Here is a 25,046-nt window from a genome sequence, read left to right as displayed (position 1 = left end):
TTGGGCCGTCTCGCGCAAACGTATATAAATGCTCAGCGACGTGATGGAGGACTACCTCAAGGCGATCTACGTCCTCCAAGCGGAGGAGGGTCCCCCCGTCTCGACGTCCGCCATCGCCGAGTACCTCGGAAAGACGCCGCCGTCGGTGACGGACATGCTCGGCAAGCTGGTCGATCGGGGGCTCGTCGAGCGCGAGCCGTACCAGGGCGTCGAGCTCACCTCGGAGGGGGAGGCGGTCGCCCTCGAGATCGTCCGACATCACCGCCTGCTCGAGGCGTTCCTCGCCGACCAGCTGGACTACGATTGGAGCGACGTCCACGCGGAGGCCGACGCGCTGGAACACCACATCTCCGAGGAGTTCGAACGGCGCGTCGCGGAGGCCCTCAACGACCCCGAGGTCGACCCCCACGGCGACCCGATCCCCGGCGCGGACCTCGAACCCATCGACGAGGGGAGCGGCCCGCGGCTCTCGGACCACCCCGAGGGCGACCACGTGGTCGTCACCCGAGTTTCCGACCGCGACGAGGAGGAGCTCGACTACCTCGCCGACGCGGGGATCACGCCCGGAACCACGGTCGAGGTGGTCGACGTCGCGCCGTTCGGGATGGTGACCGTCCGCACGCCCGCGGGCGAACAGAGCCTCCCGGCCGAGGTCGCCCGATCGATCCGCGTCGAGGACGCCGAGTAGTCGGCGAGGACCCGCGGTCCGTGAGGTTTTTCACGCGATCCCGCCAGTGAGTTGACGTGAACACGGTCGCCACCCTCGCCGTCGGCGCGGTCTTCGGGCTCGCGCTCGCGGCCCCGCCGGGGCCGATGAACGCGGTTATCGCCGAGGAGGCGGTCCTGCGCGGGTGGCCGGCCGGCACCCGTGCGGGCCTCGGCGCGGCGACCGCCGACTTCCTCTTTTTCGTCCTCGCGTACCTCGGCGTGGTCTCGTTCGTCCAGTCCGTCCCGCAGCTCCAGACCGCCATGGTCGGCGTCGGCGGCTGCCTGATGTGTTACTTCGCGGTCGGCACGGCACGCGACGCGCGGGCCTCCTTCCGGCCGACCGCCGGCGAGACCCCCATGGTCGAGGACGGGAAGGGGTTTCAGAAGGCGCTCGCGCTGGCGCTGACGAACCCGTTCCAGGTGCTGTTCTGGCTCACGGTGGGCGTCGGGATGTTGCGTCCCGGCGAACTCGACGTCCTCGCACCGCTCCCGTTCGTCGGCGACGAACTCTCTGGCGCGCTGGTCGTGTCGACCGGCTCGCCGGCGCTCCTCGGCGGGTTCTTCCTCGGCGTGTTGAGCTGGGTGACGCTCTTCCCGATGAGCCTCGCCGCGGCCGAGAAGCGGATCCAGGCGGTCGGGCCGGTCGTCGCCGTCGGCTCGGCGCTCGTGCTCGGCGGCTTCGGCGTCTACTTCCTGTACGACGCGACGACGGCGGTGCTCGCGTGGTGACGGGTCGACGGCTGGGCCTCGGGACCGGCGTCCGCATGGACAACGGCTTTGACCCGCCGGCGTGAGCGATCCGTATGTTCGAGAAGTCCACGTGGATCAAGCTCCCCCGGAACGTACTCGTGGGCCACGGCGTCCTCGACGACCTCGGGGCCGCGGTCGGCGAGCTCTACCTCACGGGGCGGGCCCTGATCGTGACCAGCCCGACGCCGAACGCGATCGCCGGCGACCGGGTTCGAGCGCAGTTCGACGACCCCGCGACCGCCATCGTCAAGGACGCTTCCTTCGACGCCGTCGAGGAGCTTACCTCGACCGCGGAGGAAGTCGATCCCGGGTACCTGATCGCGCTCGGCGGCGGCAAGCCGATCGACATCGCGAAGATGGCGGCCGACCACCTCGGCGTCGGCTTCGTCTCCGTCCCGACCGTCGCCTCCCACGACGGCATCGTCTCGGGGCGGTCGTCGATCCCCGAGGGCGACACGCGCCACTCGGTGGCCGCCGACCCGCCGCTCGCGGTCGTCGCCGACACCGAACTGCTCGCGAACGCGCCGTGGCGGCTCACCACCGCGGGCTGTGCGGACATCATCTCGAACTACACCGCCGTGAAGGACTGGCGGCTCGCCCGGCGGCTCCGGAACGTGGAGTACAGCGAGTACGCGGGCGCGCTCTCGGAGATGACCGCCGAGCTACTCGTCGAGAACGCCGACATGATCCGGCCCGGACTGGAGGAGTCGTCGTGGGTGGTCGTGAAAGCGCTCGTCTCCTCGGGCGTGGCGATGTCCATCGCGGGCTCCTCGCGGCCCGCTTCGGGCGCGGAACACCTCATCTCACACCAGCTCGACCGGATCGCGCCCGGCAAGGCGCTCCACGGCCACCAGGTCGGCGTCGCCTCGATCTTGACCGAGTACCTCCACGGCGGCGAGAACGGCGAGTGGGCCGCGATACGCGAGGCCCTCGGCGAGCTCGACGCGCCGACGACCGCGGCGGACCTCGGCGTCGACGACGAGGAGCTGATCGCCGCGCTGACCAGCGCCCACGAGATCCGCGACCGCTACACCATCCTCCAGGGCGGGATCAACGAGGAGGCCGCCATCGAGGTCGCGACCGCGACCGACGTGATCTGAGGAGAGACCGACGAGTCGGTTCGTGGTTGCGGCTCGGTCAGTACAGGTGAAGGAACGAACGATTCTGCGGTGGCGCGTGCCTCCGAGCGGCCGGTGGCCGCGAGGAGCCCGCGCGAGGGAGTCGGTGGTCCGACGCGAAGCGAAGGACCACCGACGAGGCTGGGGAGGCGTGAGGTGCGGTTGCGGGGCTGTGCGGGGTGGGGCTCAAAGGGGCAGTCGCGAGGAGCGCGCAGGTGACGTAAGGACCGCAGGGAGTGAGCATCGCGAACGACCGAGGACCGCAACGAACGTGCGCGCTCCTCGTGGCTGGGGCTTTGGAGGTGGTCTCCGAAGTCGCGCTCGTTGCTCTGTAGAACCGAACAGCTTGGGATTTGGAGGTGGTCTCCACGGTCGCCTTCACCGCGCCAGCAACGACGTATCCTCGATCACATGACCTGTTTTATAAGTAGCTCTCGTCGACCGGCCGTGTCGATCCGGTCTTCGCGAACGGAACGCGTGAAGGACGTCGACCCCTCGAGTGAGGTCCCATTGGCACCTCCGCCAGTTCCGCCGACCCGGCCCCCATCCCGCAGTCGACCCCGACACCCATCGCACGATCCCGGCCCGGAACCCGAAGACGGATTAGCGTCCCGGACCGATCGGATCACATGGCAACCTCCAGCGTGCGCACCCGCCTCAAAGACCGGGCGGGCGCGCTCACCGTGCTCCTCACGATCGTCGGCTACGGAGCGGTCGGCGGCGTCTTCCTCGTTCCGGAGTTCCAGGCGCTGTTTCCCGAGTTGACCCGCGGAACGGTCGACCTCCTCGCCCACACGATCGCTGTCGTCAACACCGTCACGATCGTCACGCTCTCGCTGGGATGGTACTGGATCCGCAACGACGAGATGAGAAAACACGCGGCCGCGATGACGACCTCCTTCGTGCTCATCCTCGTCTTCCTCGGGATGTACCTCCCGAAGGTCGCCGGCGGCGGGACGAAGTACTTCGTCGGCCCCGACCCGGCCTACTACGCGTACCTGGTCATGCTCGCGGTCCACATCGTGCTCTCGGTCGTCTCCGTCCCGGTCGTCCTCTACGCGATCCTGCTCGGGCTCACCCACACCGAACGCGAACTCAGGAACGAGACGCCCCACGCGCGGGTCGGCCGGATCGCGGCGAGCGCGTGGCTCCTCTCGCTCGTGTTGGGCGTCGTCACCTACCTCCTCTTGAACCACGTCTACGGTTCGACGTTCGAGGCGGCCGAAACGGCGACCGAGACCGCCTCGGTCCTCCTCCCGCCCGTCCTCTCGTTCGTTGCCACGCTCGCTCCGGTCGTCTGACGCGGCGTTCCCGTCCGCCGTCAGTACGGCCAGTCGCCGATGATCTTCATCCCCGCAGCGAGGTCCTCGTCCTCCAGCTGTGCCGCGATCTCCTCGGGCTCGCGCGGGTCGATCTCGGTGCCGTCGTCCGCCAGGTCGACGACGAGCTCCGTCAGCAGGATCGCCTGCTCGCGGAGGTTCCGGACCTCCAGCTTGTCGAGCGTGTCCGCGAAGGTGTGGCCCCATCCCCGCCCCTCGGTCCCCGTCTCGCTCATGACGTGGTAGCCCGGGACACCCCACTGGACGTACGGCCAGTGATCGCTGTGGGGGCCCAGCCGCGGGACGGTTCCCGCGGGGTGGTCGAAGCGGTCGGCGACGGCCTCGGCGGCGTCGTCCAGTTCGTCGAAACCGTGCGTGTAGAACTTCAGCGTCCGGCCGCGGCCCACGCCGTCGTTGTTCACGATCGCCTTGATTTCGTCGTGGTCGCGTTCGGCCGCGTCGTGGCTCGATCCCACCAGGCCGACCTCCTCGGCCCCGTACACCAGACAGTGGACGCGCGTGTCCAGTTCCGCCTCGCGTGCGGCGAGCGCCTTCGCGACCTCGAGGACGACCGCGGTTCCGGCCCCGTTGTCGCCCGCGCCCTCGGCGATGTCGTGGGCGTCGACGTGGCTCGTCAGGAGTATCGCCTCGTCGGTGTCCGGGCCGAGGTCGGCGTGGACGTTGTGGCTGGTCGCGTCGTGGGCCTCCGCGTCGACCTCGACGGTCACGTCCTCGCCGTCGAACCGCCGGGTGAGACGCGAGCCCACCTCCTTGGAAACGCCCACGGCGGGGACGTCGCCGATCGGCGCCTCCGCGGTTCCAACGCTCCCCGTCGGCGGGAGACACCCCTCGACGTGGTTCCGGAAGACGAACGCGGCCGCGCCACCCTCGACGGCGTAGTAGTACTTCTCCCGCCGGTGGATGAACCGGTCGTAGTAGTCGGGAACGTTCGAGGCGGCCATCACGACCTTACCCTCGATGTCCGCCCGCTCGAAGTCCGCCGGCAGGCCGTAGCCGAGGTCGACCAACTCGCCCGTGACGTCGCCCGAGGGGCTCCGCGGGAGCGCGATGGCGTCCTGGGCCGTGTCGCCGGCGTGAATCGCCGACGACCCCCGCGTCCACCCCTGGATGTCGAACGACTCCAACCGCGCGTCACGCGCGCCGACCTCGGCCAGCGCGTCGCGCGTCGCCTCCGCGGCGCGACGCTCGCCGTCGCTGCCGGCCATTCGGTTCCCGATGTCGACGAGCGTCTCGAGGTGTGACCATCCCGCGTCGCTCGTGAACGTCTCACCGATCCACGTTGTCATGGGTCACCGATGTGAGCGCCGCCGCTTGAGGGTTCGGGAAGCGGAGAATCCGGTCCGTCGTCCGTCGGTTCGCGGCGTCTTCGAGGGCGGTCACGATCTCGACCGGAACCGGGGGTTTTTCCATCGTCCCGTGCGGAGCCTCCGCGTATGGGAGATCCGGTGTCCCGTGTCGCCGTCGTCGGCGCGGACGAGTCCGTCGTCGACCGCGTCCGGCGTGCCGTCCGGTCAGCCGGCGGACGGACGGACGACCCCGCAACCGCGGAGGCCGTCCTCGCCGTGGGCGACGAGGCGGTTCGGGACGCCATCGTCGGTTCCTCGCCGGGAGGCGCCGACGCCCCGATCCTTCCCGTTCGCGAGAGGGGAGACGCGGTCGGGTCGGCGAGCCTCCGGGAGGCGGTCCACGAGGTGATACGGGGGAACGCACTGCGGGTCGAACAGCCCGTCCTCTCGGTCGGGAGCGACGGGACGGCCCACCGAGCCGCCTTCGACGTCGGGTTCGTCACGGACGAGCCGGCGCGCATCTCCGAGTACGCGGTCGATCTCGGCGACCGTCGGGAGGCCGACTTCCGGGCCGACGGCGTCGTCGTCGCGACGCCGCTCGGGAGCGATCACTACGCCAACGCGGCGGGCGGACCGTTACTTACGGCCGGAAGCGGGATCGCGGTCGTCCCGATCGCGCCCTTCACGACCCGCAGCAACGCGTGGGTCGTCCCCGAGGGCGTGACCGTCTCGGTTCGGCGGGACGCCGAACCCGTCTCGCTCCTCGTCGACGGCGACCGACGGGGGATCGTGACCCCCGGACGGCCGGTCCGGGTCGAGGTCGTCGACCGGGTTCGGACGCTCCGGATCCCCGATCGGTCCCCGCCGGATCCGAGCACCGATCGGAAAGGTTCTAATAACTCGTGAACGGAGGGATCGGTATGGATCCACTGCAGTTCCTCGTTCCGTTCGGCTGGCTGTCGGCCGTCGGTCCGGCGTTGCCGTACGCGATCCTCGTGATGGCGGTCGCAAACATGGGGACTCGGCACCTCGCGCACAGACAGCACGTCGAACAGGCCGAAGAGCGGGACGCCGTCGAACAGTACGGTCCGCACACCGTCACGAACTTCGGACTCGCGCTGTTGAGTTTCCTGTTCGCGGTCCACCAGCCGACCGGGGGGTCCATCCTCTCGTTCCTCGTGGTGACGATGATCATCGCCGACCTGTTCGAGTTCGAGGCCCGCAACGTCGAGGCCCGCAACGACATGAGCGTGGAAGCGCCGAAAAGCGCCATCGTCACCTCCGGGCTCGTGTTGCTGTACGCGTCGTACTACTCGCTTTTCTTCCTCGTCGAGGGGTTCTGGAACCAGGCGATCGTGGCCTGAAAAGCGGGTTCCCCGTTTCACCGTCGAGTTCTCGGTACCGCCAACTATTGCGACGGATCCAGCGGCTCGACCGCCTATCGTGTCAGACAAACCGTGATTTATCGTCGATGAACTCCGGGTCAGTAGAATAAGTAATCCTACTGTACTTTTTTCGTGCCGTGACTGGATATCCCGACTATGAAAATAGACTGTCCAAGATGTGGCGAGACGGCGCTACTCGGGATCCCGCGCGACGCATCGCTTGAGGACGTCACGACCGATGCGAACCGATCGGTGAGCACGGACGTACACGACGGCACGAAGACGCGAAAAGTCAGCTGTCCGGATGACCACCAGATCTACGTAACGTTCACTGTGACCGACCCGGACCACGATCTCGGATCGTGATAGGCGACAGCCTCCGGTTCGCTCTCGAAGACGCGAGGGGTCGACGGGTCAGTTGAACAGCCGACGGGTCAGTTGGCGGCCTCGCCGTCGACGCTGCTCCGTAGCTCCCGGCTGATCGGGATGAGCACCCAGAAGGTCAGCGGGCCGAGGATCATCAACCAGTAGAACACGTCACCGGTGAGGACCCCGATCGTGCCGTACACCGTCTCGACGCCCTCCGGCGCGTTCACCAGCTGAACGACCTCGTAGTACGAGGGGGTCCGGTACCACGCGCCGAAGGTGATCCAGCCGAGGGCCCCGAGGCTGAACAGGACCAGCCCTTTCATGAACTCGTCTGCCATTGTATCACCCTTCGTTGGAGTCCTCTTGAGGCTTTCCCATTCCCTGGGCGCGGAACCGCGTCCCGAGGACGTACACCGCCGTTCCGAGCAGTATGGAGCCGACCCCGGCGACGGCGAGCAACGCCGTCAACGTGTCCTCGGCGAGCCCGATCCCGAGACTGTCGAGCGCGAGGAGGACGAGCCGGCGGACGATACTCACCTGAAGCGTCGCGGCGTCGACGAGAACGAACCCGACGAGGTACGTCACCACGGCCGCCAGCGTCGAGAGCGCGGTGACGGTCTTGTACAGTCGGAGCGGAACGACGACCTCCCGCCCGTTCGGCCCCACCCGCGGGCCGACGGGCTCGTTCCGCGGGTCCGCCTCGTCGTCGACGGCGATCGGGTCGCCGGTCGCGTCGACCGCCTGGTGTTCGGCCCGGCGGTCGAACTCGTCCCGGCCGACCGAGTCGTCCCGGCCGACCGAGTCGTCCCGGCCGACCGAGTCGTCGCGGTCAATAGAGTCGTCGCGGTCGATGGAGTCGTCGCGGTCGATGGAGTCGTCACGGTCGACGGAGTCGTCGGTATCAGGCATGGAAAGAACGGGACGGATGGGGGTGGTCGGGCGTTACTTCGGCGGGCGGAGCATGTAGTACCGACGGTTGAGGTCGTACATGTACCCCTCCCGCATCGTCTTCAGGACGGCGTAGGTGATGATCCCACAGAGCACCGGCAACAGGAACGTCAGCGTGACGAGCAGGTCGAGCTCGAACGGGAAGAAGTTCTGGATCGCGAGCGCGGCGAGCGTGAGCGACAGCACGACGCCCGTCATCCCGACGGCTGCCCAGAACGGCTCCTCCACCGGCCGCCGCGCGCTCCCCTTGTTGAGGAACGGAACGAGCGCGATCGCGCCGAAGACGATCCCGTGAGCGATGATCCCGAGGAACTCGTTTCCGAGCAGGATGTTGCCGTCGAGCACCGCGAGCGAGGGATTCAGCGGGTTGAGCTTCAACAGCCCGAACGACCAGTAGAGATACCAGTCGGGCAGGATGATCGCCGGCGTCGAGCCGGGGTTGGCCGGGTGGCCGAAGTGCGGCGGCATCAGCGCCGAGATGAAGATCAGCATGCCGACGAAGAAGCTCGCGATCGCGAGGTTGCGGATCGTCTCGTGGGGCCACGCGGGGAACCCCAACACGTCGCGCTCGACGTACGTCGACTCCGCGCGCAGGTCCTCGTCCTCGCGGCGGGATCGCTCGAAGTACTGGTACGTCAGTTGGGCGAGCCCCTGGGAGTGCTCCTTGCGCTCGCTCCAGGTCGGGGTCTCGTCGTCCGGCGGCACCGTCGCCGGCGGGCCGCCGTCGGTGCGCGCTTCCTCGTCGGTTCCACCGTCCGTCATGGGGTCGTTGTCGTCGGTCATTGACTTAGTGCGGCTCCGCGATCCCCTGCACCCAGACGATGCCGATGTGGAGCGCGATGAGCGACGTCACCACGAACGGCAGTACGAACACGTGCAGGATGTACATTCTCACGAGCGTCGCCTGCCCGAGCGTGAACCCCCCGAACAGGAGTTGTGCCGCCCACTCCCCGACGATCGGGGTCGCGAGCGCCATCTCGACGCCGATCTGTGCCGCCCAGAAGGACAGCTGCTTCCACGGGAGGACGTACCCGGAGAACCCGAAGAAGAGGGTCAACCCGATCAACACGACGCCGAGGATCCAGTTGACTTCGCGGGGTTCCTTGTACGCGCCGGTAAAGTAGACGCGCAGCATGTGGAGGAACACCGCTGCGACCATGAACTGGGCCGCCCAGCTGTGGATCGACCGGAGCATGTATCCGAACTGGACGTCCTGGAGGATCAGGACGACCGAGTCGTACGCGGCGGTGGGGTCGCCCTGTGCGGCGGCTCCCGCCGTCGACGGGGAGTAGTAGAAGCCCAACATCGCGCCGGAGACCGCCGCGACGAGGTAGGCGAGAACCGAAAGCGACCCGAGCGAGTACAGCGGATACCAGTACCAGAACTTGTTGTCGAGGTCGTACTGTTCGGTGTGGCTCTTCGGCATCTGGAGGTTCGCGCGGTAGTACATCGTCTCCAGGAGCTCGAGGTAGTCGACGATGCGGAGCCGCTTGTCGACCCAGATGAGCGTGGTGAGGAACGCGGTCTCGATGACCGTCAAATCCTGCGTTTTGAGCCACGCGTTGTGGTCCATCTCGTCGTTCTTTTTAAGACTCATTGGTTGATCACTTCTTGTAGTAGGGGTACACCGCCCGCTTGACGGTATCCCAGGCGTCGCCGGCGTCCAGTTCCACGCCGTCTTTTTCTTCCTCGCGGACGTAGAGGTCCTCCCACTTCCGACGCCGCTTCTTGACGATCATCACGTCGGGGAGGAACTCCTTCCGGTACAACAACAGTATGAACGCCAGATCCAAAAAGATCAGTGCGAGCAGGGCGCCCATGAACATGTTCCCGGGTTCCGTCGACGCCCAGGAGAACATGAGCCCGTAGACGAACAGGAAGACGAACACGACCTCGATGATCGTGAGGAGCACGATCGCGATGGCGGCGGCGGTGCTCTCCCTGGCGGGCTCGTACCGGTGGATGTCGCCGTACGAGGAGCCGCTCGAACTCATCGGCTCCCCCCCTGACCGGTGTGTGCGGACTCGCCGTACTTCAGCATGTAGAACGTGAATATCATCGTGAGCACGACGCCGAGGCCGGCGGAGACGCCGACCCAGTGGGCGTGAAGCGGCATCCCGACGTCGGCGATGTCCTCGGGCCAGCCGGTGTTCGCCCCGCCCGTCTCGACCGTGGCGACGTCCTCGCCGACGGCGATGCCGCCGTGCATGCCGACGGCGTCGTGGGGAACACAGTGGTAGTGGGTGATTCCGGCGTCGTCCTCGCTCGTCTCGTACTCGTAGGTGTACCCTTCCTCGTCGACCGCGTCGCCGCTGTCGAGGTCGGCTTCACCGTCGACGGTGACGACGTTGTGTGCGCCGCCGGAGCCGGTCCACTCCCAGGTGATGGTCGTCCCCGTGTCGACCCACGCGAGGGTGGGGTCGAACGCGAGCCCGTCGTCGCCCGCCCCCACCGAGATGGTTACCTCACTCTCGCCGCGGAGGTCCTCGTAGGATCCACCGTTCCCGTCCGCCGCACCGCTCGGCCAGTCCGGTTGCACCTCCTGTGCGGCGGCCGTCCCGGTCGCCCCGGCCGAGGCCGCGACCACGGCGGTCGTGCCGCCGGCCGTTCGCACGAATTCCCGCCTTTTCATACAGGTTCACTCAGGACGGGGTGCGCTTAAACCCACCGACTATCCTCGATCGGTGGGCGGATAGTAAGGTGGGTTGAAACCCCCGAATTCGGCTGTTTCACCGATCTTCGGTTTCCTCGCTCAGGACCTCCCCGTCGACCGGGACGAACTCCGGCCGCTCCTTCGCTTCCCGGAGCGCGCGCAGCCGGTCGCGGTACTCCTCGGAGCGGAACCGATCGGAGAGCCTGGCGTTGGCGACTATCGCGAACAGGAAGAGCCCGACGAGGAGAAAGATGGCCCCCATCGCGGGGCCGACGATGCTGTCGAGGTCGGTGAGGAACGACGCGCCGAGCAGGGCGAGACCCGCGATCACCTGGACCGCAGCGACGACCTGGATGATCAGGTTGCCGAACTCGCCGGAGCCCTCCGGAACCGTGTCCGGGTGGGGAAGCGACCAGTCGTCGGGCGGGTCGGCCACGTCGTACTCCTCCATCGCTGCGAGCGCGACGAGCGGTTCCACGTCCCGGAGCACCGTCCCCCGACCGCTCACCTCGCCGCTCGGACGGACGATCGCGTACCCCTCGTCGGAGTAGACGAGCACGCGCTCCTCGCCGTCCTCGCGCACGCGCTCGAGGAGTCCGAACACCTCGCGACGGGCGATCCGGGACTTCAGTTCGGCCTCGACGCGGTCGAGCAGGCGCGGCCCGGTGATCCACGTGTCAGGGTCGAAGGCGGCGTCCCACTCCTCGGCGCTCATCCGGGCCATGTCCGCGGGGCCGAAGTCGTCGAAGTCGTACTCGGCGTCGACGCGCTCGCGGAGCTCGGCGAGGTCGTCGTCGTCGGACGCCGACGGTCCGTCCACGGACCCGCCGTCGTCCGCGGCGTTCGCGTCGTTCGCGACGTCCGCGTCGACCGGGGCATCCGCGTCGACCGGGGCGTCCGGACCGTCCGGCCCCTCCTCGACGGTCTCCCGGTCGGGACCGTCCGCCTCCGACTGCGTCGAGGTGTCCTCCATTGCCCCGACGTACGCGCTCGGGAGGGTAACTCTTTTTCGTCCGATGCCGACCCCCGAGAACGGCCCGTCCACGGAGCGCAGGGTGTCGTCCACGGATTGCGGGGAGTCGTCCACGGATCGGGGAGTTTTACGCACGCGAGGCCGAACGTGAGGCATGGTCGACGAGTCGGTGGTCGCGGCGGTCGCGGGGCTGTCCGTGACGGCGAGCCTCCCGTTCCTCCTGTACGGCGCGTGGATCATGATCGACGCCGAAGTGGTGACGTGGAAGGTGTTGACTCGCCACTTGCGGTACATCCTCGTCGGCCTCCTGTTGACGACCGTACCCGTCGTGGCATGGATGATACCGCGGCTCCCCGGACAGCTCTCCGGTGGGGCCGTGGTTCACGCCTTCCTCGGGCTTCAGGCGTACGCGCTGTTGACGTTCGCGCTCACCGGGATCGTCCGGATCTTCCAGGCCAAGCGGGACGCCGACGCCTACGACGACCCCGACGTCGACATCGACGAGCTCCACGAGGACATGGGGAAGTGGCGCGGTCGTCTCCGAGTGGGCGTCGCGGGGTTCATGATCCTCTGGCTCTGTGCGTGGGTCTCCGGGCTCTACCGGTTCTACAACCTCCACCTCGGACAACTAGTGCTGTAGGCCCGATGTCGACGACCCGAGAAACGGCCCCACGTCGTTCCGCGAGTCGTGACCCGACCGACAGCTTCAATCCCGGTTTGTCCCTACAAGGGGTATCGTGGCAGTAACGTTCGATCTCTTCGGCACGCTCGTCGACGTCGAGTACCCGACCGACCCGGCCGAGGTCGTCGCCCGCGAGCTCGAGTCGCGGGACGTGGCCGTCCCCGACGACTGGCACGTCGCGTACGGCGAACGGCACGTCGACGCGCCGACCGGCGCGGAAGTCCCCCTCCCGGCACACGCCGCCGCCGCGCTCCGTTCCCGCGGGGTCGACGCCCCCGACAACGTCGTCCGTCACGCGGTCGTCGCCGCGTTCGACCCCGAGGTCACGCGCCGCGAGGGCGCACTCGAGGCGGTCCGGACGGCGGCCGACCGCGGCCCGGTCGGGATCTGCTCGAACTGCGCGGTCCCGGAGCTGGTTCCCCGGACGCTGATCCGTGCGGGGCTCCGCGGGGAGTTCGACGCGGTCACGGCGAGCGTCGGCTGTGGCTGGCGGAAGCCGCACGCGAAGGCGTTCGAAGCCGTCGCCGAGGCGCTCGGCGTCGCCCCGTCGGCCCTCGTCCACGTCGGCGACGACCCGGCCACCGACGGCGGGATCGTCGACGTCGGCGGCCGGTTCCTCGACGTGACGGAGATCCCCCTCGGCGAGATCGGCGGCGAGTTGGAGGCCGAACCGTGAGCGTCGCGGCGGCCGGCGCGCTCGCGCTCGCCGCCGCCCTCGACCGGACCTTCTCGGAGCCGCCGGCCGGCCTCCATCCCGTCGCGTGGCTCGGCCGCGGCGTCGCGGGTCTCGACGGCCGGCTACCGGACTCGCGGTCAGTCGGCGTCGCGCTCGCGTTCGTCGCTCCCCTCGCCTTCGCCGCGCTCCTGGCAACACCCGTGGTCGTCGTCGGGTCGCGTGTTCCCGCCTCCGCGGTCCCGGCCGCCGCGACCGCGGGGGTCGTCCTCTTCGTCTGCTCGAGCCGGCGGATGCTGGTGGCCGTCGCCCGCGACGTGATCGACCTCGCCGACGGCGACCTCGAGACGGCACGCCACGAGTTGCGCGCGCTCGCGGGCCGGGACGCCGGGGACCTGTCGCCTGCCCACGTCCGGTCCGCGGCCGTCGAGAGCGCGGCTGAGAACCTCGCCGACGGCCTGATCGCGCCGCTCTCCGCGTTCGTCCTGACCGCGACCGTCGCCCCGATCGCCGGCCTGTCGACGACCGGCGGGCTCGCTTTCGCCGCGGGCGCGACCGCCTGGGTCAAGGGCGTCAACACGCTGGACTCGATGCTCGGGTACCGCGACCGGCGGGCCGGCTGGGCGCCCGCCCGGCTCGACGACGGCGTCATGTGGCTCCCGGCGCGGGCGACCGCACTCTTGATCCTCGTGGCTGGCTGGGGGGCGACCGCGACCGGCCCGCTCGCGGGGCTCGGGCGCACCCGGTCGGCGGCGCTCGTCCCCGACTCGCCGAACGCCGGCTGGCCGATGGGGTCGCTCGCGGCCGTGCTCGACGTCCGACTGACGAAGCCGGGTGCGTACACGCTGTTGCCCGGGAGCGCGCTCCCGACGACCCCGGAGGCACGGCGGGGCGTCCGGATCGTCTCCCGGGCCGGCTGGCTCGGACTCGGCGTCGCGGGGGTGTCGCTGGCGCTGTGACGGACGGCGATGACGGCGGGGCCGACGGCGATGACGACGGGAGCGACGGCGATGCGGCGGTGTCGTCGATCGCCCCGATCCTCGCACTTCGGGGCGCGTTCACGTTCCTGACGCGGGTGCCGGTGCCGGGTGCCGATCCGGCCGATTGGCACGCGTTCCGGCGGTCCCCCTGGACGTTCCCGGTCGTCGGCACAGTCGTCGGCGCGGTCGCGGGGCTCGCCTTTCTCGCGCCCTCGCCGTGGACCGCCACGGCCGGCTACCTCGTCGCGTTGTACCTCCTCACCGGCGTCACCCACGCCGACGGGCTCGCGGACCTCGGCGACGCGGTCGCTGTACACGACCCCGACCGCCGGCTGTCGGTCCTGAAGGACGCCGACCTCGGCGTGGGCGGCGCGCTCGCGCTCGGGGTCACGCTGCTCGCCACGACGCTCGGCGCGCTCGCGCTCGCGACCGGGCCCGCCGGCGACGCGGGCGGTGGAGTCGTCGACGGCAGTACGGACGGCGCGCTCGTCGGATCCGTAGCGATCGTGGTCGTCCTCGCGGCGGAGGTCGGCGCGAAGGCCGGGATGGCGCTCCTCGCCTGCCTCGGGACGCCCACACACGAGGGGCTCGGGTCCGCGGTGGTCGGCGAGGTCGGCCCGCGGTCGCTGGTGGCGGTCGCGGCCGTCTCCGTCGCAGTCGTCTCGGTTCCGGCCCTGCTCGCCGTCCCCTCCGGCGTGCTCCCGGCGGTCGCTGCGGCCCTGCTCGCGGGACCCGCCGTCTCCCTCCTCCTCCTGGTCCGCGTCCGCCCGTGGCTCGGGGGAGTGAGCGGCGACGTGTTCGGCGCAGCGAACGAGCTCGGCCGGGCGGTCGCGCTCCACGCGGGGGTGATCGCGTGGGCGATCGCGTGACGGGCGAGGCGTCGGATCGCTCGACCCGGGAGCTCCCGGCCGTACTCCTCTGTGGCGGGGAGGGAACGCGGCTCGGCGCCGACGTCGAAAAGCCCCTGGTGGAGGTAGGGGGTCGCCCGATGGTCGCGTGCGTCCTCGACGCGCTGGCGGACGCGGACGTCACCCGCGTCCTCGCCGTCACGTCGCCGGACGCGCCCGACACCCGGCGCGCGCTCCGGTCCGGGCTCTCGGCCGGGTCGGCGGTCCCGTGTACCGTCCTCGACGGGAGCGGCGACGGCTACGTCGCGGACCTCGAGGTGGGCCTCTCGGCGGTCGACGGACCGGCCGTCACCGTCACAGCCGACCTCCCGCTGCTCCGCGGCCGTGACGCCGACACCGCGATCGACGCGGCACACGCCGGACCCGCCGACGACCGCGACGCGGTCCCGGAAGCGACCCCCGACGGTACCGTCGGATCGGTGACGGGCTGCGTGCCGGTCGCGTACAAACGCGCCCTCGGCGCGAGCGTGGACGCGTCGTTCGAACACGCCGGTACGCCCGTCGCGCCGACGGGGCTGAACGTGGTCGGCGACGGCCCGGACCGTGTCGTCGTCCGGGAGCGGGACTCGATCGCGGTCAACGTCAACCGGCCGGGTGACCTGGAGCTGGCGCGGCGGCTCGCAACTCGTTCGGAGATGGGTTTTTGAACTTCGGGCCGGGATCGATGGCATGGACGCGGAAGCGCTGGACGACCTGCCGCGCGTGCTCCACGGCGGAGCCACGGACCCCGGCGTGGTGGACTTCAGCGCGAACACGAACCCGGAGACCCCCTCAGGAGTGACGTCGGTGTACGACTCGGCGCTCTGTTCGTCCACGCGGTACCCCGGCGACGACTACACCGCCTTCCGCGCCACAGCCGCCGACTACGTCGACTGTGCCCCCGCCGAAGTGATCCCGACGGCGGGCGCGATGGCGGGGATGCGGCTGCTCTTCTCGCTCGTCGTCGACCCGGGCGAGTCGGTCGTCGTCCCCGAACCCTCCTTCGGCGAGTACGACCGCGAGGTGCGCCTCCAGGGCGGCGAACCGGTCCCCGTCGCCCACGACGCGGTCCTCGACGTCGACCCCGACGGCCACGCGCTCGTCGTCGTCTGTAACCCGAACAACCCGACCGGCGAGCTGACCGATCGGGACGGGCTCCTCGAGCTCGCCGCGCGTTGCCGGGAGGCCGGAGCCGTCCTGTTCGTCGACGAGGCGTTCCTCGATTTCACGCCCCAGCCGTCGCTCGCCGGCGAGCCCGACGTCGTCGTCGCGCGCTCGCTCACCAAGGTGTTCGGCCTCCCGGGGCTCCGCGCGGGGTTCCTCGCCACGGGAGGGAGGCTCCGCGACCGGCTCGACCGCGGCCGGCTCCCCTGGGAGCTGTCGACGCCCGCAGTCGAGGTCGGCACGCACTGTCTCCGACGGACGGCGTTCGTCGAGCGAACGCGCGAGCGCGTCGCCGTCGAGCGCGAGCGGATGCGGGAACGGCTCACGGCACGCTTCGAGGTGTACCCGTCGGACGCGCCGTTCCTCCTCTTTCACACTGGCGAGGCCGACCCCGACGACGTGCTCGGGACGGCCCGGGCGGAGGGGATCGTGCTCCGGGACGCGCGGTCGTTCCCGCGGCTCGACAGCCACCTCCGGACGGCGATCCGAAGGCCGAACGAGAACGACCGGCTCCTCGACGCGCTCGGGGTATGAGCGGCCGACCTCCGGCGTTCCACGCCGACGTCGAAGACGGCGTCTGTCGGTTCCGACGGACGGACGGCCCGACCCGGTTCCTCTCGACCGGGTTCGACGGCGGGGTCCGGGTCGCGGACGCCGCCTACAACGTGACGGTGCCGGAGGGGTGGGACGAGGGGGGACGCCGGGACCTCCGCGCGTACGTCGACACGCGGGTCGGCACAGCGGGGTTCGCGGACGTCGCGGGCGACGGCGCCGCCGATGGCGTCGCGCCCGCGCTCCTCACCGGCGTCGACCAGCGACACGCCCGGGTCGCACGGCTCGAGGAGGCGACCGTGCTCGCCACCGCCGGGGTGTCGAACCCCGCAGCGCTCCCGATGCCGGCGGACGAGGTCGACCGCGTCGGCGACGCGGACGTCGACCGTGACGACGCCGGATCCGCCGAAAACAGCGTCGAAAACGACGGAAACGACGCCGGACCGCCCGCCGGCACCGTCAACCTCCTCGTCGGCGCTGACCGCCCCCTGGCACCCGGCGCGCTCGCGAACCTCGTCGCGGTCGCCGCCGAGGCGAAGGCGGCGACCCTGCTCGCGACGGTCGGGTTCCCCGGGACGACGAGCGACGCGGTCGTGGTCGGCTGTCCCGCAGGGGACGACACGGCCGCGAACACAGCGTTCTCCGGCTCCGCCACCCCGATCGGAACAGCGGTCAGGGCTTGCGTCCGCGACGCGGTCCACGGCTCGCTCACCTCGCGGTACGGCCCGGAACTCGACGGGGTTCCGGGGTCGGTCGCGACCGCCGAGTACGGCGTCGTGACCGACCGCTCGGCGACGGTGTCGGCTCCGGGAGCCGTGGTCCGGCGGGAACGACCCGATCGGGAGTGACGCGACCGGCAATCAGGGATCGGCGTCGTCAAGGTCGGCGTCGGTCTCCTCGCTCATTATCGATCCGTTCCGTCAGGGCAGTATAAGTACAGCGTCGCAGACGGTCCCTCGCGTGAGATCGGGAACGGTCCGCCGGTTACGCGTGGGTCCACGCCGCGTCGACCCGTCCCTCGTCGACGAGTTTCGTCAGGTGGGCACGGACCGTCGCCCGTGCGAGGTCTTCGACCCCGGTCAGGTCCGTGTCATAGGCCGACTCGAGGACCGCGTCGACGTCGTCCGCGCCTGCCTCCACCGCCGCGAGCACCCGCAGCTCGCGTTCGAGCCGGTGGTCGATCAGGCGCTCGCAGGCTGTGGTCGGGTCGTCGACCACCGGACCGTGGCCGGGATACAGCCGGTCGAAGCCGGCGTCGCGCACCCGTTCGAGGCTCGCGAGGTACGCGCGGAGGTCGCCCTCGGGTGCCCCGACGACGACGCTCCCCTCGGCGACGACGAGGTCGCCGACGAGGGCCGCGGCAGCGGCGTCCTCGTCCCCGACACCGACGTCGGTGCCGCCGTCTCCGCCCGCCCCACGTTCGACCACGAACGCGACGTGGTCGGGCGCGTGTCCCGGCGTGTCGAGCGCGCGGACGCCCGTCGTCCCGAGCGTGTCGCCGTCGCGGAAGGTCCCGTCGGGGGCGATCCCGGTCGCGGTCCGGAACCGATCGACGTGGTCCGCGTGCGCGTACACGGTCGCGCCCGTCGCGTCGGCGTAGTCGGCGACCGCGCCGACGTGGTCCGGGTGGGCGTGCGTGACGGCGATCGCCTCCACCCCGGGCGTGTGCGACGCCACGGCCTCGTCGAGGGCGTCCGTTCGGGCTGCGGGGTCGACGAGGAGGCCGTCCGCGAGGTGGGCGTTCGTCGTCCCCGTCGTCGCGCGGGTGTCGACCGGGAGTTCGACGCGCGTGACCGGCGAGCCCCCCACGGGCTCTCCCGGTGATCCGGACGCCCCCGGCGACCCGCCTTCCTCGGGCGCCATCAGTCCCCCCGACCGAGCGGCGACCGGGCGTCCGCGCCGGGCCCGGATCCGGGCCGCTCCCTGCCGGGGATCGGGACCCCCGTGTCGCCGGCGACCGCGAACCGCGAGAGGTCGGCGACGCCGGCGTCGACCTCGTCGACGGCCGCGTACGGCCTCCCCACGACGACGTCGCCCGCCGTGTTCCGGGTGATCCCCGGGATCGCGGTCAGCTCGTCCATCGAGGCCGTGTTGACGTCGAGCGGGTAGGGCACGCCCGTGACGGAGCGGTAGCCGTGGTCCGTGACCGCCACGTCGATCGCGGTGCCCAGCTCGCGCTCGCCCGGGACCGCGACGAGCAGGGCGTACGTGCCGAGCTGGCGGCCGAACGTCTTCCCGTCCTGGTGGTACTCGAGGTGGACGTCCGGGAGGACCGTTCCGGGCGGGACCACCCGGTCGAGCATCGGGTTGTCGATCGTCTCGCGCACCTCGCGTTTGTACGCCTGAAAGCGGTCCGTGTGCTCCTGGGCGATCTCCGCGCCGGTCTCGGCCATCTCCGTGCCGGCGAACGCCATCACCTGCCGGACGTTGATCCGCCGAAGCATGAGCCCCTCGTCGTAGACGGACCCGAGGAACCGCTTGTTGTGCTCGTACGTCTCCGGCCGCTCGCCTTTCAACCCGTGAACGAGGTTGATCCCGGGCAGGAGCTTCGGGAGCCGCGGGCTCGCGTCCGGGCCGGTCGAGGGGCCGTATCTCAGGGCGTCGTCCGGTCCCGGAACGCCCCCGGGCTCGCCGGCGGGCGGGTCCCCCGGCCGCCAGCCGCCCTCCTCGTTGACGACGCGGACCGCCTCCAGACACTCCTCGGCGGTGACGAGCAGGTTGTTCTCCTCCTGAACGACGGGGTCCGCGGACTCCAGGCCGAACGCGGCCGTGTCGCCGGGCGTGTTGTGCTCGGCGATGACCCGGATCGCCTCGCGGGACGCCTCGGGGTACTCCACGATCGTCACGGGGTTCATGTTGTCGAGGTGGAGCGTCTCCAGGTCGGGTGCGACCTCGCGGATCCCCCCGTACAGCTCCCGGAGCGCGTCCGGGTTCGGGGCCTCGCCGTCGCCGCCGAACGCGAGGATGTCCGCCTGGCGGCCGAGCCGGAAGTGTTTGACCCCCCTGTCCGAGAGCGCGTCCACCTCGTCGACGACGGAACGCGCCTCGCGGAACGCCGGGTTCCCGTAGAGCGGCTCCGTACAGAACGAACACCGGTAGGCACAGCCGCGGGAGGTCTCCATCTCGCAGATGAGGTAGTCGGGGTGGTTGGGGTGCTGTTCGACGACGAACGCCCCCTTCGCAGCCCAGCGATCGACCTCGGCGTTGTCGCGCATCCGGTTCCCGAACCCCTCCAACCCGTTCGCGACCAGGTCGTGGGCGGCGGCCTCGACGTCCCCCTTGGCGACGAAGTCGTAGTCGAGGTCGTCGCGCTCCATGTCCTGTGCGCCCGCGTTCTCCTCGCCGACGCCGAAGCGGACGGGGCCGCCGAGGAGCGTGACGCCGTCGGCGGTCCACTCCAACTCGCGCACCTCGTCGGGTTCCGCGGGCGTCCCGCCGACGTAGTTGCCGGGGACGGTCATCCCGCCGACGTAGACGAAGAGGTCCGCGTCGGCGACGTCGGCGTGGTTGTTCCGGTCGTCTCGCAGTTCGTCGATGGTGTGGTAGGTGATCGACTCCTCGGGGACGCCCGCGTCGACGAGCGCGCCGGCCGTGTACCGCGGGTACGTCGAGACGTACGGCGGCACTCCGAAGTGCGCCGGCTCGTCGACGTAGCCGTCGACGATGGTGACGGAGAGGTCGGCCGGGTCGGTCATATTGGCCCGTCGTAGACGGCCGAGACGGAAAACGCGTGCGGAACGCGGGGAGCAGGCCGATCGCTTATGTCGGAACGCGCGAAAGCGCCGATTATGCCCTCCCAGACGCCCCCGACCGATGAGACGCGCTCGGGCGACGGTTCGTCACCCGCCGCCGACGAGTCCCCTCGCTGGCAGCGAGTCGGAAATTACGTCTCGCTCGCCGCGCTGTGCGCGCTCGCCGCGGTACAGTTCCTCGGCACCGACCCGCGGCCGTGGGGGCTCGCCGCTGGGTGGGCCGCGGCCACCGCCGTCGCCCTCGGGCCGACCACGTGGCTCGCCCGGGACCGGCTCCCGCCGGACCGACTGGAGACGCTGACGTACGTCGCCTTCGGCGTCGCGGTCCTCGCCATCGTCGTCGGGCTGGGAGTCGCGATCACGTTCGAGGCCCCGTCTCGCCCGTACGGCCCCGGCTTCCTCGCCGGCGTGGCGATCGGGACGCTCGTCGTGTTCCTCGCCGAGCGTACGGTCGTTCCCGAACGGCTCCGCGGGACCAGGGTCTGATCGACCCCGCCGACTCGACGTGTCCGCTCGGACCGCCCCGCCGCCGCCACGTCGTTTAAGCCCTCGCCGACACAAAGTACCGGTAATGCCATCCACGATGGAGGTCAAATGCGAGAGCGCCGACTGCGAACTCGACATGTTCGAGAACCACTACACCTACGACGTCCCCGACGACCACGCCGTCACGGACCTGACGTGCCCGTACTGCGGCGGGAGTGAACTGTCCGAGATCGAGGTGTAGTCCCGTGACGCGCATCGTGGAGACCGGCCGCTCGGTCGTCCGCCGCACCCTCGAGCGCGTCGGCCGCGGCTGGAGCAAGATGCAGGAGCGCCGCCCGCTCTCCTCGGACCTCCTCGAGAGCGACGACGCCTACCTCGTCGTCTTCGACGCGCCCGGCGTCCACGGCGAGGACGTCGACGTGACGTTCCTCGATCACACCGTCGAGGTCCGGCTCGACCGCTTCCGCGACTTCTACGACGGGTTCGACGTGGTGTTCCCCGGCCGCGGGCTCAGCCTCTCGGGGAGCGCCGAGCTACCCGCGGACGCCGACGTGACGCCCCACGGCGCGAACGCGACGCTCACCCGGAACGGCACGCTCCAGGTCGAGATCCCGAAGGACGGCGCGGCCGAGGCGGTCGACGTCGTCGAGGAGGGCGAGGAACCGGTCGAAGACGACGGATAGTTCGGTCGTGTTCGGTCCGCTCCGCCGTCGTCAGCGGTTCCGAACCGACATCCCCTCCTCGATCTCGAACTCCTCGTCGCCCTCGAACCGGCCCGGGTCGAACGCCTCGACCCACGGCGAGTCGTCGTCGCCGATCGCCGTGCCCGAAAGCGACGCGAGGACGCCCTCGGCGAGGATCTCCCCGGTCGCGGGCGCGCGCATGAACCCGTGGCCCTGCCAACCGGCAGCGACGAAGACGTCGTCGGCGACGGGGCCGAGAAGCGGGTCCTTGTCGGGCGTGGCCGTACACACGCCGGCCCACGCGCGCTCCACCTCGGGGTCGTAGTCGGCGCGCTCGCGGAGCGCCGTCGAGACGTTCTCGACGAACCAGTCGTCGCCCTCGGAGTCGTACGCGTCGGGGTCGGCCTCGAACGGCTCGGTGCCGTCGCCCGCCAACAGCCCGGTCGGGTGCGGGCGGAAGTAGACGCCGGCGGTCGCGTCGTACGTCATCGGGCCGTCGTAGGGGACACGGCTCGTCAGCGCCTGGACGCGGTACGGCTTCACCGGCACCGCGATCCCGCCGGCCTCGAGGAAGCGCTCGGTGTGTGCGCCGACGGCGACCACGACCGCGTCGAAGGCCTGCTCCGTCCCGTCGACGCGGAGCGTCGCGCCCGCGTCCGCGACGAGTTCCACCTCCGTGTCGGTCTCGACGGTCACGCCCTCGCGCACGGCGCGCTCGCCGAGCGCGACGACGTAGCTCCCCGGGTCGGCCCAGCCGGCGCCTTCGCCGACGGCGGCGGCCGCGAGGTCGGACGTCGAGAGCGGGAACCGCTCGCCGAGGTCGTCGGGGTCGACGACGGAGACGTCCCGGCCGTGCTCGCGCATGCGATCGACCATCCCCGGCACCGCCTCGGCGTCCTCGTCGCCCTCGCGGACGGCGATGACGTACGGACAGGGGGTGAACTCGAAGCCGGGTAGCGTCCGGTCGAACCGGCGGAACCGCTCCATGGCACGGGCGCCGATCGCCGCGTCGACGTCCTCGGCGTACGCGTCGTAGAGGACGCCGGCCGCCCGGCCCGACGCGCCGCTCGCGAGGTCGTCGCGCTCGAAGAGCGTCACCGTCGCGCCGCGCGCTGCTAGGTCGTGAGCGGCGGTGACGCCGACCGCGCCGCCGCCGACGACCGCCACCGCGGGATCCGAGGGCTCCACGCCGTCCGAAGGGTTCGAGTCCGTCATCGGCGACCCTTCTCGAAGCGACGATAAAAACGGTCCGGCGGAGAGGGGGTCCCTACGGGAGGAACTCGTCGATCCCGCGGGCGGGGTAGCCGACGACGCGGTCGACGCCCGCCTCCCGGAGCTCAGCGACGCGCTCGCGGACCGTCTCCGGCGACCCGACGAGCGCGAAGTCGCGCGCGGCCGCCGAGAGCACCTCGCGAGTGCGTCCCGTGGCGGTCGCGTCCGTCGGCGGGGTCCCGCCGTGTGCGTCGCCCCCGTCGGGGAGCGCGCGGGCGACCGGCCGCCGCCGGGAGACGTACGCGCCGACGCCGTCGAGGACCGCGTCCTCGTCGTCGGTCAGCACGGTCGGCGCGTAGACGGCGATATCGCCGTCGAACCCGGCAGCGCGGAGCGCCCGGGCGTCGCGGGTAGTCGACCGCGAGAGCAGTTCGTACTGCGTCCCGCCGGCCGCGAGCGCGAGCCGCTCGACGCCCTCGGTTCCGACCCAGGCGTCCGGCGCTGTCTCCCGGGCAGCCCCGAACCGCGGGGCGATCGCCCGGGACGCCTCCGACTCGGAGAGGTACGCGCCGTGACCGGCGACGAGCAGTCGGCGCGCCCGGCCGGGGATCCGGTCGAGCAGCGAGTCGTCGCCGAGCGGGTCGAAGCCGTCGGCGCGGACGGGCGTGGTGACGTACAGCGACTTCTCGGCGGCGATCGCCTCGAGGGTCGCGGCGTCCGGGAAGTGCTCTCTCCCCTCGTAGTCGATCGCCACGCGGTCCACCGGCAGGTCGACCGCCCGGGAGACGTCGCACTCGGCCGGCTTCAACGCGGCCGCGTCGAGCCCGGCGCGGACCATCGGGTTCGCGTCGTCGGACCCGTGGCCCGGCTCGGTCTCCTCGGCGTCGTTCCCGGTCAACATCGCTGTACGTCCTCCGTCGATCGGCGAGCGGCCGTCGCTCGCGCGTCACTATCCGTGCTCACGTAGAACTCCTCGTTACGATCGCGGAACGCGATCCATCGCCTGTGCGGCCATGACGAAACATCATACCGGGTCGGGGGGGTTAAACCCGTCGGCATACAGCGACGATCGCGAGAGCCGGCTTGTCACCGCCACACGCGACGTGCACCTCAGCCCACACGGTCCGCACCCGGTGACGTCCGTGTCCCCGGCCCGGTTATCCGTCTCGAAACCGTCGTGTGCGTATGAACCAACTCGTCGACGGGGAGTGGCGGACCGACGCGTACGAATCGACCGACGAGGAGGGCGCGTTCCAGCGCGGAGAGACCACCTTCCGGGACTGGATCGCCGGCAGCGACGTCCCGGCCCACGTCGACGCCGAGCCCGACGACCGATTCCAGCCGGAGGCGGGCCGGTACCACCTGTACGTCTCGTACGCCTGTCCGTGGGCCCACCGCACGCTGTTGGCGCGGTCGCTGCTCGAGCTGGAGGACGCCATCGGCGTCAGCGTCGTCGACCCGTGGCGCGGCGAGGACGGCTGGCAGTTCTCCCCCGAGAAGGACGGCTGTACCCCCGACCGGGTCCACGGAAGCGACTACCTCCGCGAACTGTACGCGGCTGCCGACCCGGACGCGACCTGCCGGGTGACGGTTCCGGTCCTCTGGGACACGGCGGAGGAGACGGTCGTCAACAACGAGTCCCGCGAGATCCTCCGCATGTTGACGACCGCGTTCGACGGCCTCGGCGACGACGTCTCGCTGCTTCCCGACGACCCCGAGGCGCGCGACCGCGTCGACGAGGTCGTCACCGAGATCTACGAGCCCGTCAACAACGGCGTCTACCGCGCCGGCTTCGCGACCTCCCAGACAGCGTACGACGAGGCGATCGACGACCTCTTCGGCGCGCTCGACCGCTGGGACGCCCACCTCGCCGAGAACCGCTACCTCGTCGGCGAGGGGCTCACCGAGGCCGACCTCTGTCTGTTCACGACGCTGGTCCGGTTCGACCAGGTGTACCACACGCACTTCATGTGTGACCGACAGTACGTCCACCAGTACGAGCACCTCTGGCCGTACCTCCGCGACCTGTACACCACGCCGGGCGTCGCGAAGACGGTGAACATGGACCACATCAAGGAGCACTACTACACGACTCACCCGGACGTGACCCCCTCCGGCATCGTCGCCCGCGGCCCCGACCTGGACTGGGAGGAGTCGCACGGCCGCGACCGGCTCGCCGGGTCGCCGCCGACGCCCCGCGCGGACGACTGAACGGAGATCCGGACCGGCTCCGTCGAGGTCCTCGGTAGCTGATACGTGGTGTTTCGGATCGGTCAACACAGCCTAAGCAACGATCAAACCAGTGTCCTGGCGCGCCGGTGAGCGGGCTGAAAGCCCGCGAACCGCCCGCGAGGTCGCCGGCGCTACGCGCCGGCTGCCAGAGGGACCTTTAGTGGTAGTCATAATTTTTGAAAAGATAAGAAGCGATCAACCCACGCTCTCGCA

Annotated in this window: 29 protein-coding genes; 17 read left to right on the top strand and 12 right to left on the bottom strand. The window is 70.5% G+C overall.

The annotated features are described in order from the left end of the window. Positions 1–28 precede the first annotated feature (28 nt). From DQW50_RS11555 to DQW50_RS11540, 4 genes are all read left to right on the top strand, one after another. Positions 29–688 (top strand): metal-dependent transcriptional regulator, encoded by a 660-nt coding sequence (locus DQW50_RS11555; RefSeq protein WP_112079430.1) that lies wholly within the window; start codon positions 29–31, stop codon positions 686–688. A 56-nt stretch (positions 689–744) separates the two neighbouring features. Continuing rightward, positions 745–1,437, top strand: coding sequence for a LysE family translocator (locus DQW50_RS11550; RefSeq protein ID WP_112079429.1), 693 nt, complete (start codon positions 745–747; stop codon positions 1,435–1,437). Positions 1,438–1,511: 74 nt separating this feature from the next. Then, positions 1,512–2,558, top strand: coding sequence for an NAD(P)-dependent glycerol-1-phosphate dehydrogenase (locus tag DQW50_RS11545; protein ID WP_112079428.1), 1,047 nt, complete (start codon positions 1,512–1,514; stop codon positions 2,556–2,558). Between the two features lie 647 nt (positions 2,559–3,205). After that, entirely contained in the window at positions 3,206–3,877 is a 672-nt protein-coding gene (locus tag DQW50_RS11540; RefSeq protein WP_112079427.1) for a DUF420 domain-containing protein, read from the top strand. 20 nt (positions 3,878–3,897) lie between these two features. Here the strand turns inward: DQW50_RS11540 and DQW50_RS11535 are convergent, their stop codons facing one another. After that, on the bottom strand, positions 3,898–5,202 hold the full coding sequence (locus DQW50_RS11535; protein ID WP_112079426.1) for a M28 family peptidase: 1,305 nt from the start codon (positions 5,200–5,202) through the stop codon (positions 3,898–3,900). Between the two features lie 147 nt (positions 5,203–5,349). Between DQW50_RS11535 and DQW50_RS11530 the strand changes: the two genes are divergently transcribed. Beyond that, positions 5,350–6,108, top strand: a complete 759-nt coding sequence (locus DQW50_RS11530; RefSeq protein WP_112079425.1) for an NAD(+)/NADH kinase — start codon at positions 5,350–5,352, stop codon at positions 6,106–6,108. Positions 6,109–6,122: 14 nt separating this feature from the next. After that, positions 6,123–6,566: a hypothetical protein gene (locus tag DQW50_RS11525; RefSeq protein ID WP_112079424.1), complete on the top strand. Its 444-nt coding sequence runs from the start codon at positions 6,123–6,125 to the stop codon at positions 6,564–6,566. 455 nt (positions 6,567–7,021) lie between these two features. Here DQW50_RS11525 and DQW50_RS11515 read toward each other — a convergent pair whose 3' ends face one another. From DQW50_RS11515 to DQW50_RS11480, 7 genes are all read right to left on the bottom strand, one after another. Next, positions 7,022–7,294, bottom strand: coding sequence for a hypothetical protein (locus DQW50_RS11515; protein WP_112079422.1), 273 nt, complete (start codon positions 7,292–7,294; stop codon positions 7,022–7,024). 4 nt (positions 7,295–7,298) lie between these two features. Then, entirely contained in the window at positions 7,299–7,673 is a 375-nt protein-coding gene (locus tag DQW50_RS11510) for a hypothetical protein (protein ID WP_112079474.1), read from the bottom strand. Between the two features lie 225 nt (positions 7,674–7,898). Further along, a complete protein-coding gene (locus DQW50_RS11500; RefSeq protein ID WP_112079421.1) occupies positions 7,899–8,687 on the bottom strand; it encodes a cytochrome bc complex cytochrome b subunit in 789 nt (262 codons plus the stop codon). A 4-nt stretch (positions 8,688–8,691) separates the two neighbouring features. After that, positions 8,692–9,501, bottom strand: a complete 810-nt coding sequence (locus tag DQW50_RS11495; RefSeq protein ID WP_112079420.1) for a cytochrome bc complex cytochrome b subunit — start codon at positions 9,499–9,501, stop codon at positions 8,692–8,694. A 7-nt stretch (positions 9,502–9,508) separates the two neighbouring features. Further along, a complete protein-coding gene (locus DQW50_RS11490) occupies positions 9,509–9,898 on the bottom strand; it encodes a hypothetical protein (RefSeq protein WP_112079419.1) in 390 nt (129 codons plus the stop codon). Further along, positions 9,895–10,536 carry a halocyanin domain-containing protein gene (locus DQW50_RS11485; protein ID WP_112079418.1) on the bottom strand — a complete coding sequence of 214 codons (642 nt, stop codon included), beginning with the start codon at positions 10,534–10,536 and terminating at the stop codon, positions 9,895–9,897. Before DQW50_RS11485 ends, DQW50_RS11490 begins: the two co-directional genes overlap by 4 nt. 97 nt (positions 10,537–10,633) lie before the next feature. Then, positions 10,634–11,530, bottom strand: coding sequence for a hypothetical protein (locus tag DQW50_RS11480; RefSeq protein ID WP_112079417.1), 897 nt, complete (start codon positions 11,528–11,530; stop codon positions 10,634–10,636). A gap of 154 nt (positions 11,531–11,684) precedes the next feature. Here DQW50_RS11480 and DQW50_RS11475 point away from each other — a divergent pair, with 154 nt between their 5' ends. The 7 genes from DQW50_RS11475 (at position 11,685) to DQW50_RS11445 (ending at position 17,316) form a co-directional block, all read left to right on the top strand. Then, positions 11,685–12,170, top strand: coding sequence for a hypothetical protein (locus tag DQW50_RS11475; RefSeq protein WP_112079416.1), 486 nt, complete (start codon positions 11,685–11,687; stop codon positions 12,168–12,170). A 97-nt stretch (positions 12,171–12,267) separates the two neighbouring features. After that, positions 12,268–12,888: an HAD family hydrolase gene (locus DQW50_RS11470; protein WP_112079415.1), complete on the top strand. Its 621-nt coding sequence runs from the start codon at positions 12,268–12,270 to the stop codon at positions 12,886–12,888. Continuing rightward, entirely contained in the window at positions 12,885–13,844 is a 960-nt protein-coding gene (locus tag DQW50_RS11465) for a CobD/CbiB family cobalamin biosynthesis protein (protein ID WP_112079414.1), read from the top strand. Before DQW50_RS11470 ends, DQW50_RS11465 begins: the two co-directional genes overlap by 4 nt. Positions 13,845–13,921: 77 nt before the next feature. Then, a complete protein-coding gene (locus DQW50_RS11460; protein ID WP_112079473.1) occupies positions 13,922–14,734 on the top strand; it encodes an adenosylcobinamide-GDP ribazoletransferase in 813 nt (270 codons plus the stop codon). After that, a complete protein-coding gene (locus DQW50_RS11455) occupies positions 14,719–15,420 on the top strand; it encodes an NTP transferase domain-containing protein (RefSeq protein WP_241964405.1) in 702 nt (233 codons plus the stop codon). The genes DQW50_RS11460 and DQW50_RS11455 overlap by 16 nt, the downstream gene beginning before the upstream one ends. A 22-nt stretch (positions 15,421–15,442) precedes the next feature. Beyond that, positions 15,443–16,450 (top strand): threonine-phosphate decarboxylase, encoded by a 1,008-nt coding sequence (locus tag DQW50_RS11450; RefSeq protein ID WP_112079413.1) that lies wholly within the window; start codon positions 15,443–15,445, stop codon positions 16,448–16,450. After that, complete coding sequence (locus tag DQW50_RS11445; RefSeq protein WP_112079412.1) at positions 16,447–17,316, top strand: adenosylcobinamide amidohydrolase; 870 nt, start codon at positions 16,447–16,449, stop codon at positions 17,314–17,316. The genes DQW50_RS11450 and DQW50_RS11445 overlap by 4 nt, the downstream gene beginning before the upstream one ends. Positions 17,317–17,452: 136 nt before the next feature. On the opposite strand, the gene DQW50_RS11440 is transcribed toward DQW50_RS11445, so the two are convergent. After that, a complete protein-coding gene (locus DQW50_RS11440) occupies positions 17,453–18,331 on the bottom strand; it encodes an MBL fold metallo-hydrolase (RefSeq protein WP_112079411.1) in 879 nt (292 codons plus the stop codon). Further along, positions 18,331–20,163 (bottom strand): radical SAM protein, encoded by a 1,833-nt coding sequence (locus DQW50_RS11435; RefSeq protein ID WP_112079410.1) that lies wholly within the window; start codon positions 20,161–20,163, stop codon positions 18,331–18,333. The genes DQW50_RS11440 and DQW50_RS11435 overlap by 1 nt, the downstream gene beginning before the upstream one ends. Before the next feature lie 93 nt (positions 20,164–20,256). Here DQW50_RS11435 and DQW50_RS11430 point away from each other — a divergent pair, with 93 nt between their 5' ends. The 3 genes from DQW50_RS11430 to DQW50_RS11425 all read left to right on the top strand — a co-directional run bounded on the left by DQW50_RS11430 (position 20,257) and on the right by DQW50_RS11425 (position 21,389). Beyond that, positions 20,257–20,706 carry a hypothetical protein gene (locus DQW50_RS11430; protein WP_112079409.1) on the top strand — a complete coding sequence of 150 codons (450 nt, stop codon included), beginning with the start codon at positions 20,257–20,259 and terminating at the stop codon, positions 20,704–20,706. Positions 20,707–20,791: 85 nt separating this feature from the next. After that, positions 20,792–20,947, top strand: a complete 156-nt coding sequence (locus DQW50_RS18180; protein WP_198664663.1) for a hypothetical protein — start codon at positions 20,792–20,794, stop codon at positions 20,945–20,947. A 4-nt stretch (positions 20,948–20,951) separates the two neighbouring features. Continuing rightward, positions 20,952–21,389: an Hsp20/alpha crystallin family protein gene (locus DQW50_RS11425; protein WP_112079408.1), complete on the top strand. Its 438-nt coding sequence runs from the start codon at positions 20,952–20,954 to the stop codon at positions 21,387–21,389. A 30-nt stretch (positions 21,390–21,419) separates the two neighbouring features. On the opposite strand, the gene DQW50_RS11420 is transcribed toward DQW50_RS11425, so the two are convergent. Continuing rightward, on the bottom strand, positions 21,420–22,604 hold the full coding sequence (locus DQW50_RS11420) for an FAD-binding oxidoreductase (protein WP_112079407.1): 1,185 nt from the start codon (positions 22,602–22,604) through the stop codon (positions 21,420–21,422). A gap of 52 nt (positions 22,605–22,656) precedes the next feature. Continuing rightward, positions 22,657–23,439 (bottom strand): LLM class flavin-dependent oxidoreductase, encoded by a 783-nt coding sequence (locus DQW50_RS11415; protein WP_112079471.1) that lies wholly within the window; start codon positions 23,437–23,439, stop codon positions 22,657–22,659. A gap of 347 nt (positions 23,440–23,786) precedes the next feature. Here DQW50_RS11415 and DQW50_RS11410 point away from each other — a divergent pair, with 347 nt between their 5' ends. After that, positions 23,787–24,812 (top strand): glutathione S-transferase family protein, encoded by a 1,026-nt coding sequence (locus DQW50_RS11410; protein WP_112079406.1) that lies wholly within the window; start codon positions 23,787–23,789, stop codon positions 24,810–24,812. The last annotated feature ends 234 nt before the right edge of the window (positions 24,813–25,046 follow it).

This window comes from Halorubrum sp. 48-1-W, assembly GCF_003287355.1.
In the GTDB taxonomy this organism is placed as follows: Archaea; Halobacteriota; Halobacteria; order Halobacteriales; family Haloferacaceae; genus Halorubrum.
Note: the sequence above shows the minus strand (reverse complement) of the source record. Positions and strands in the feature narration are given on the sequence as shown.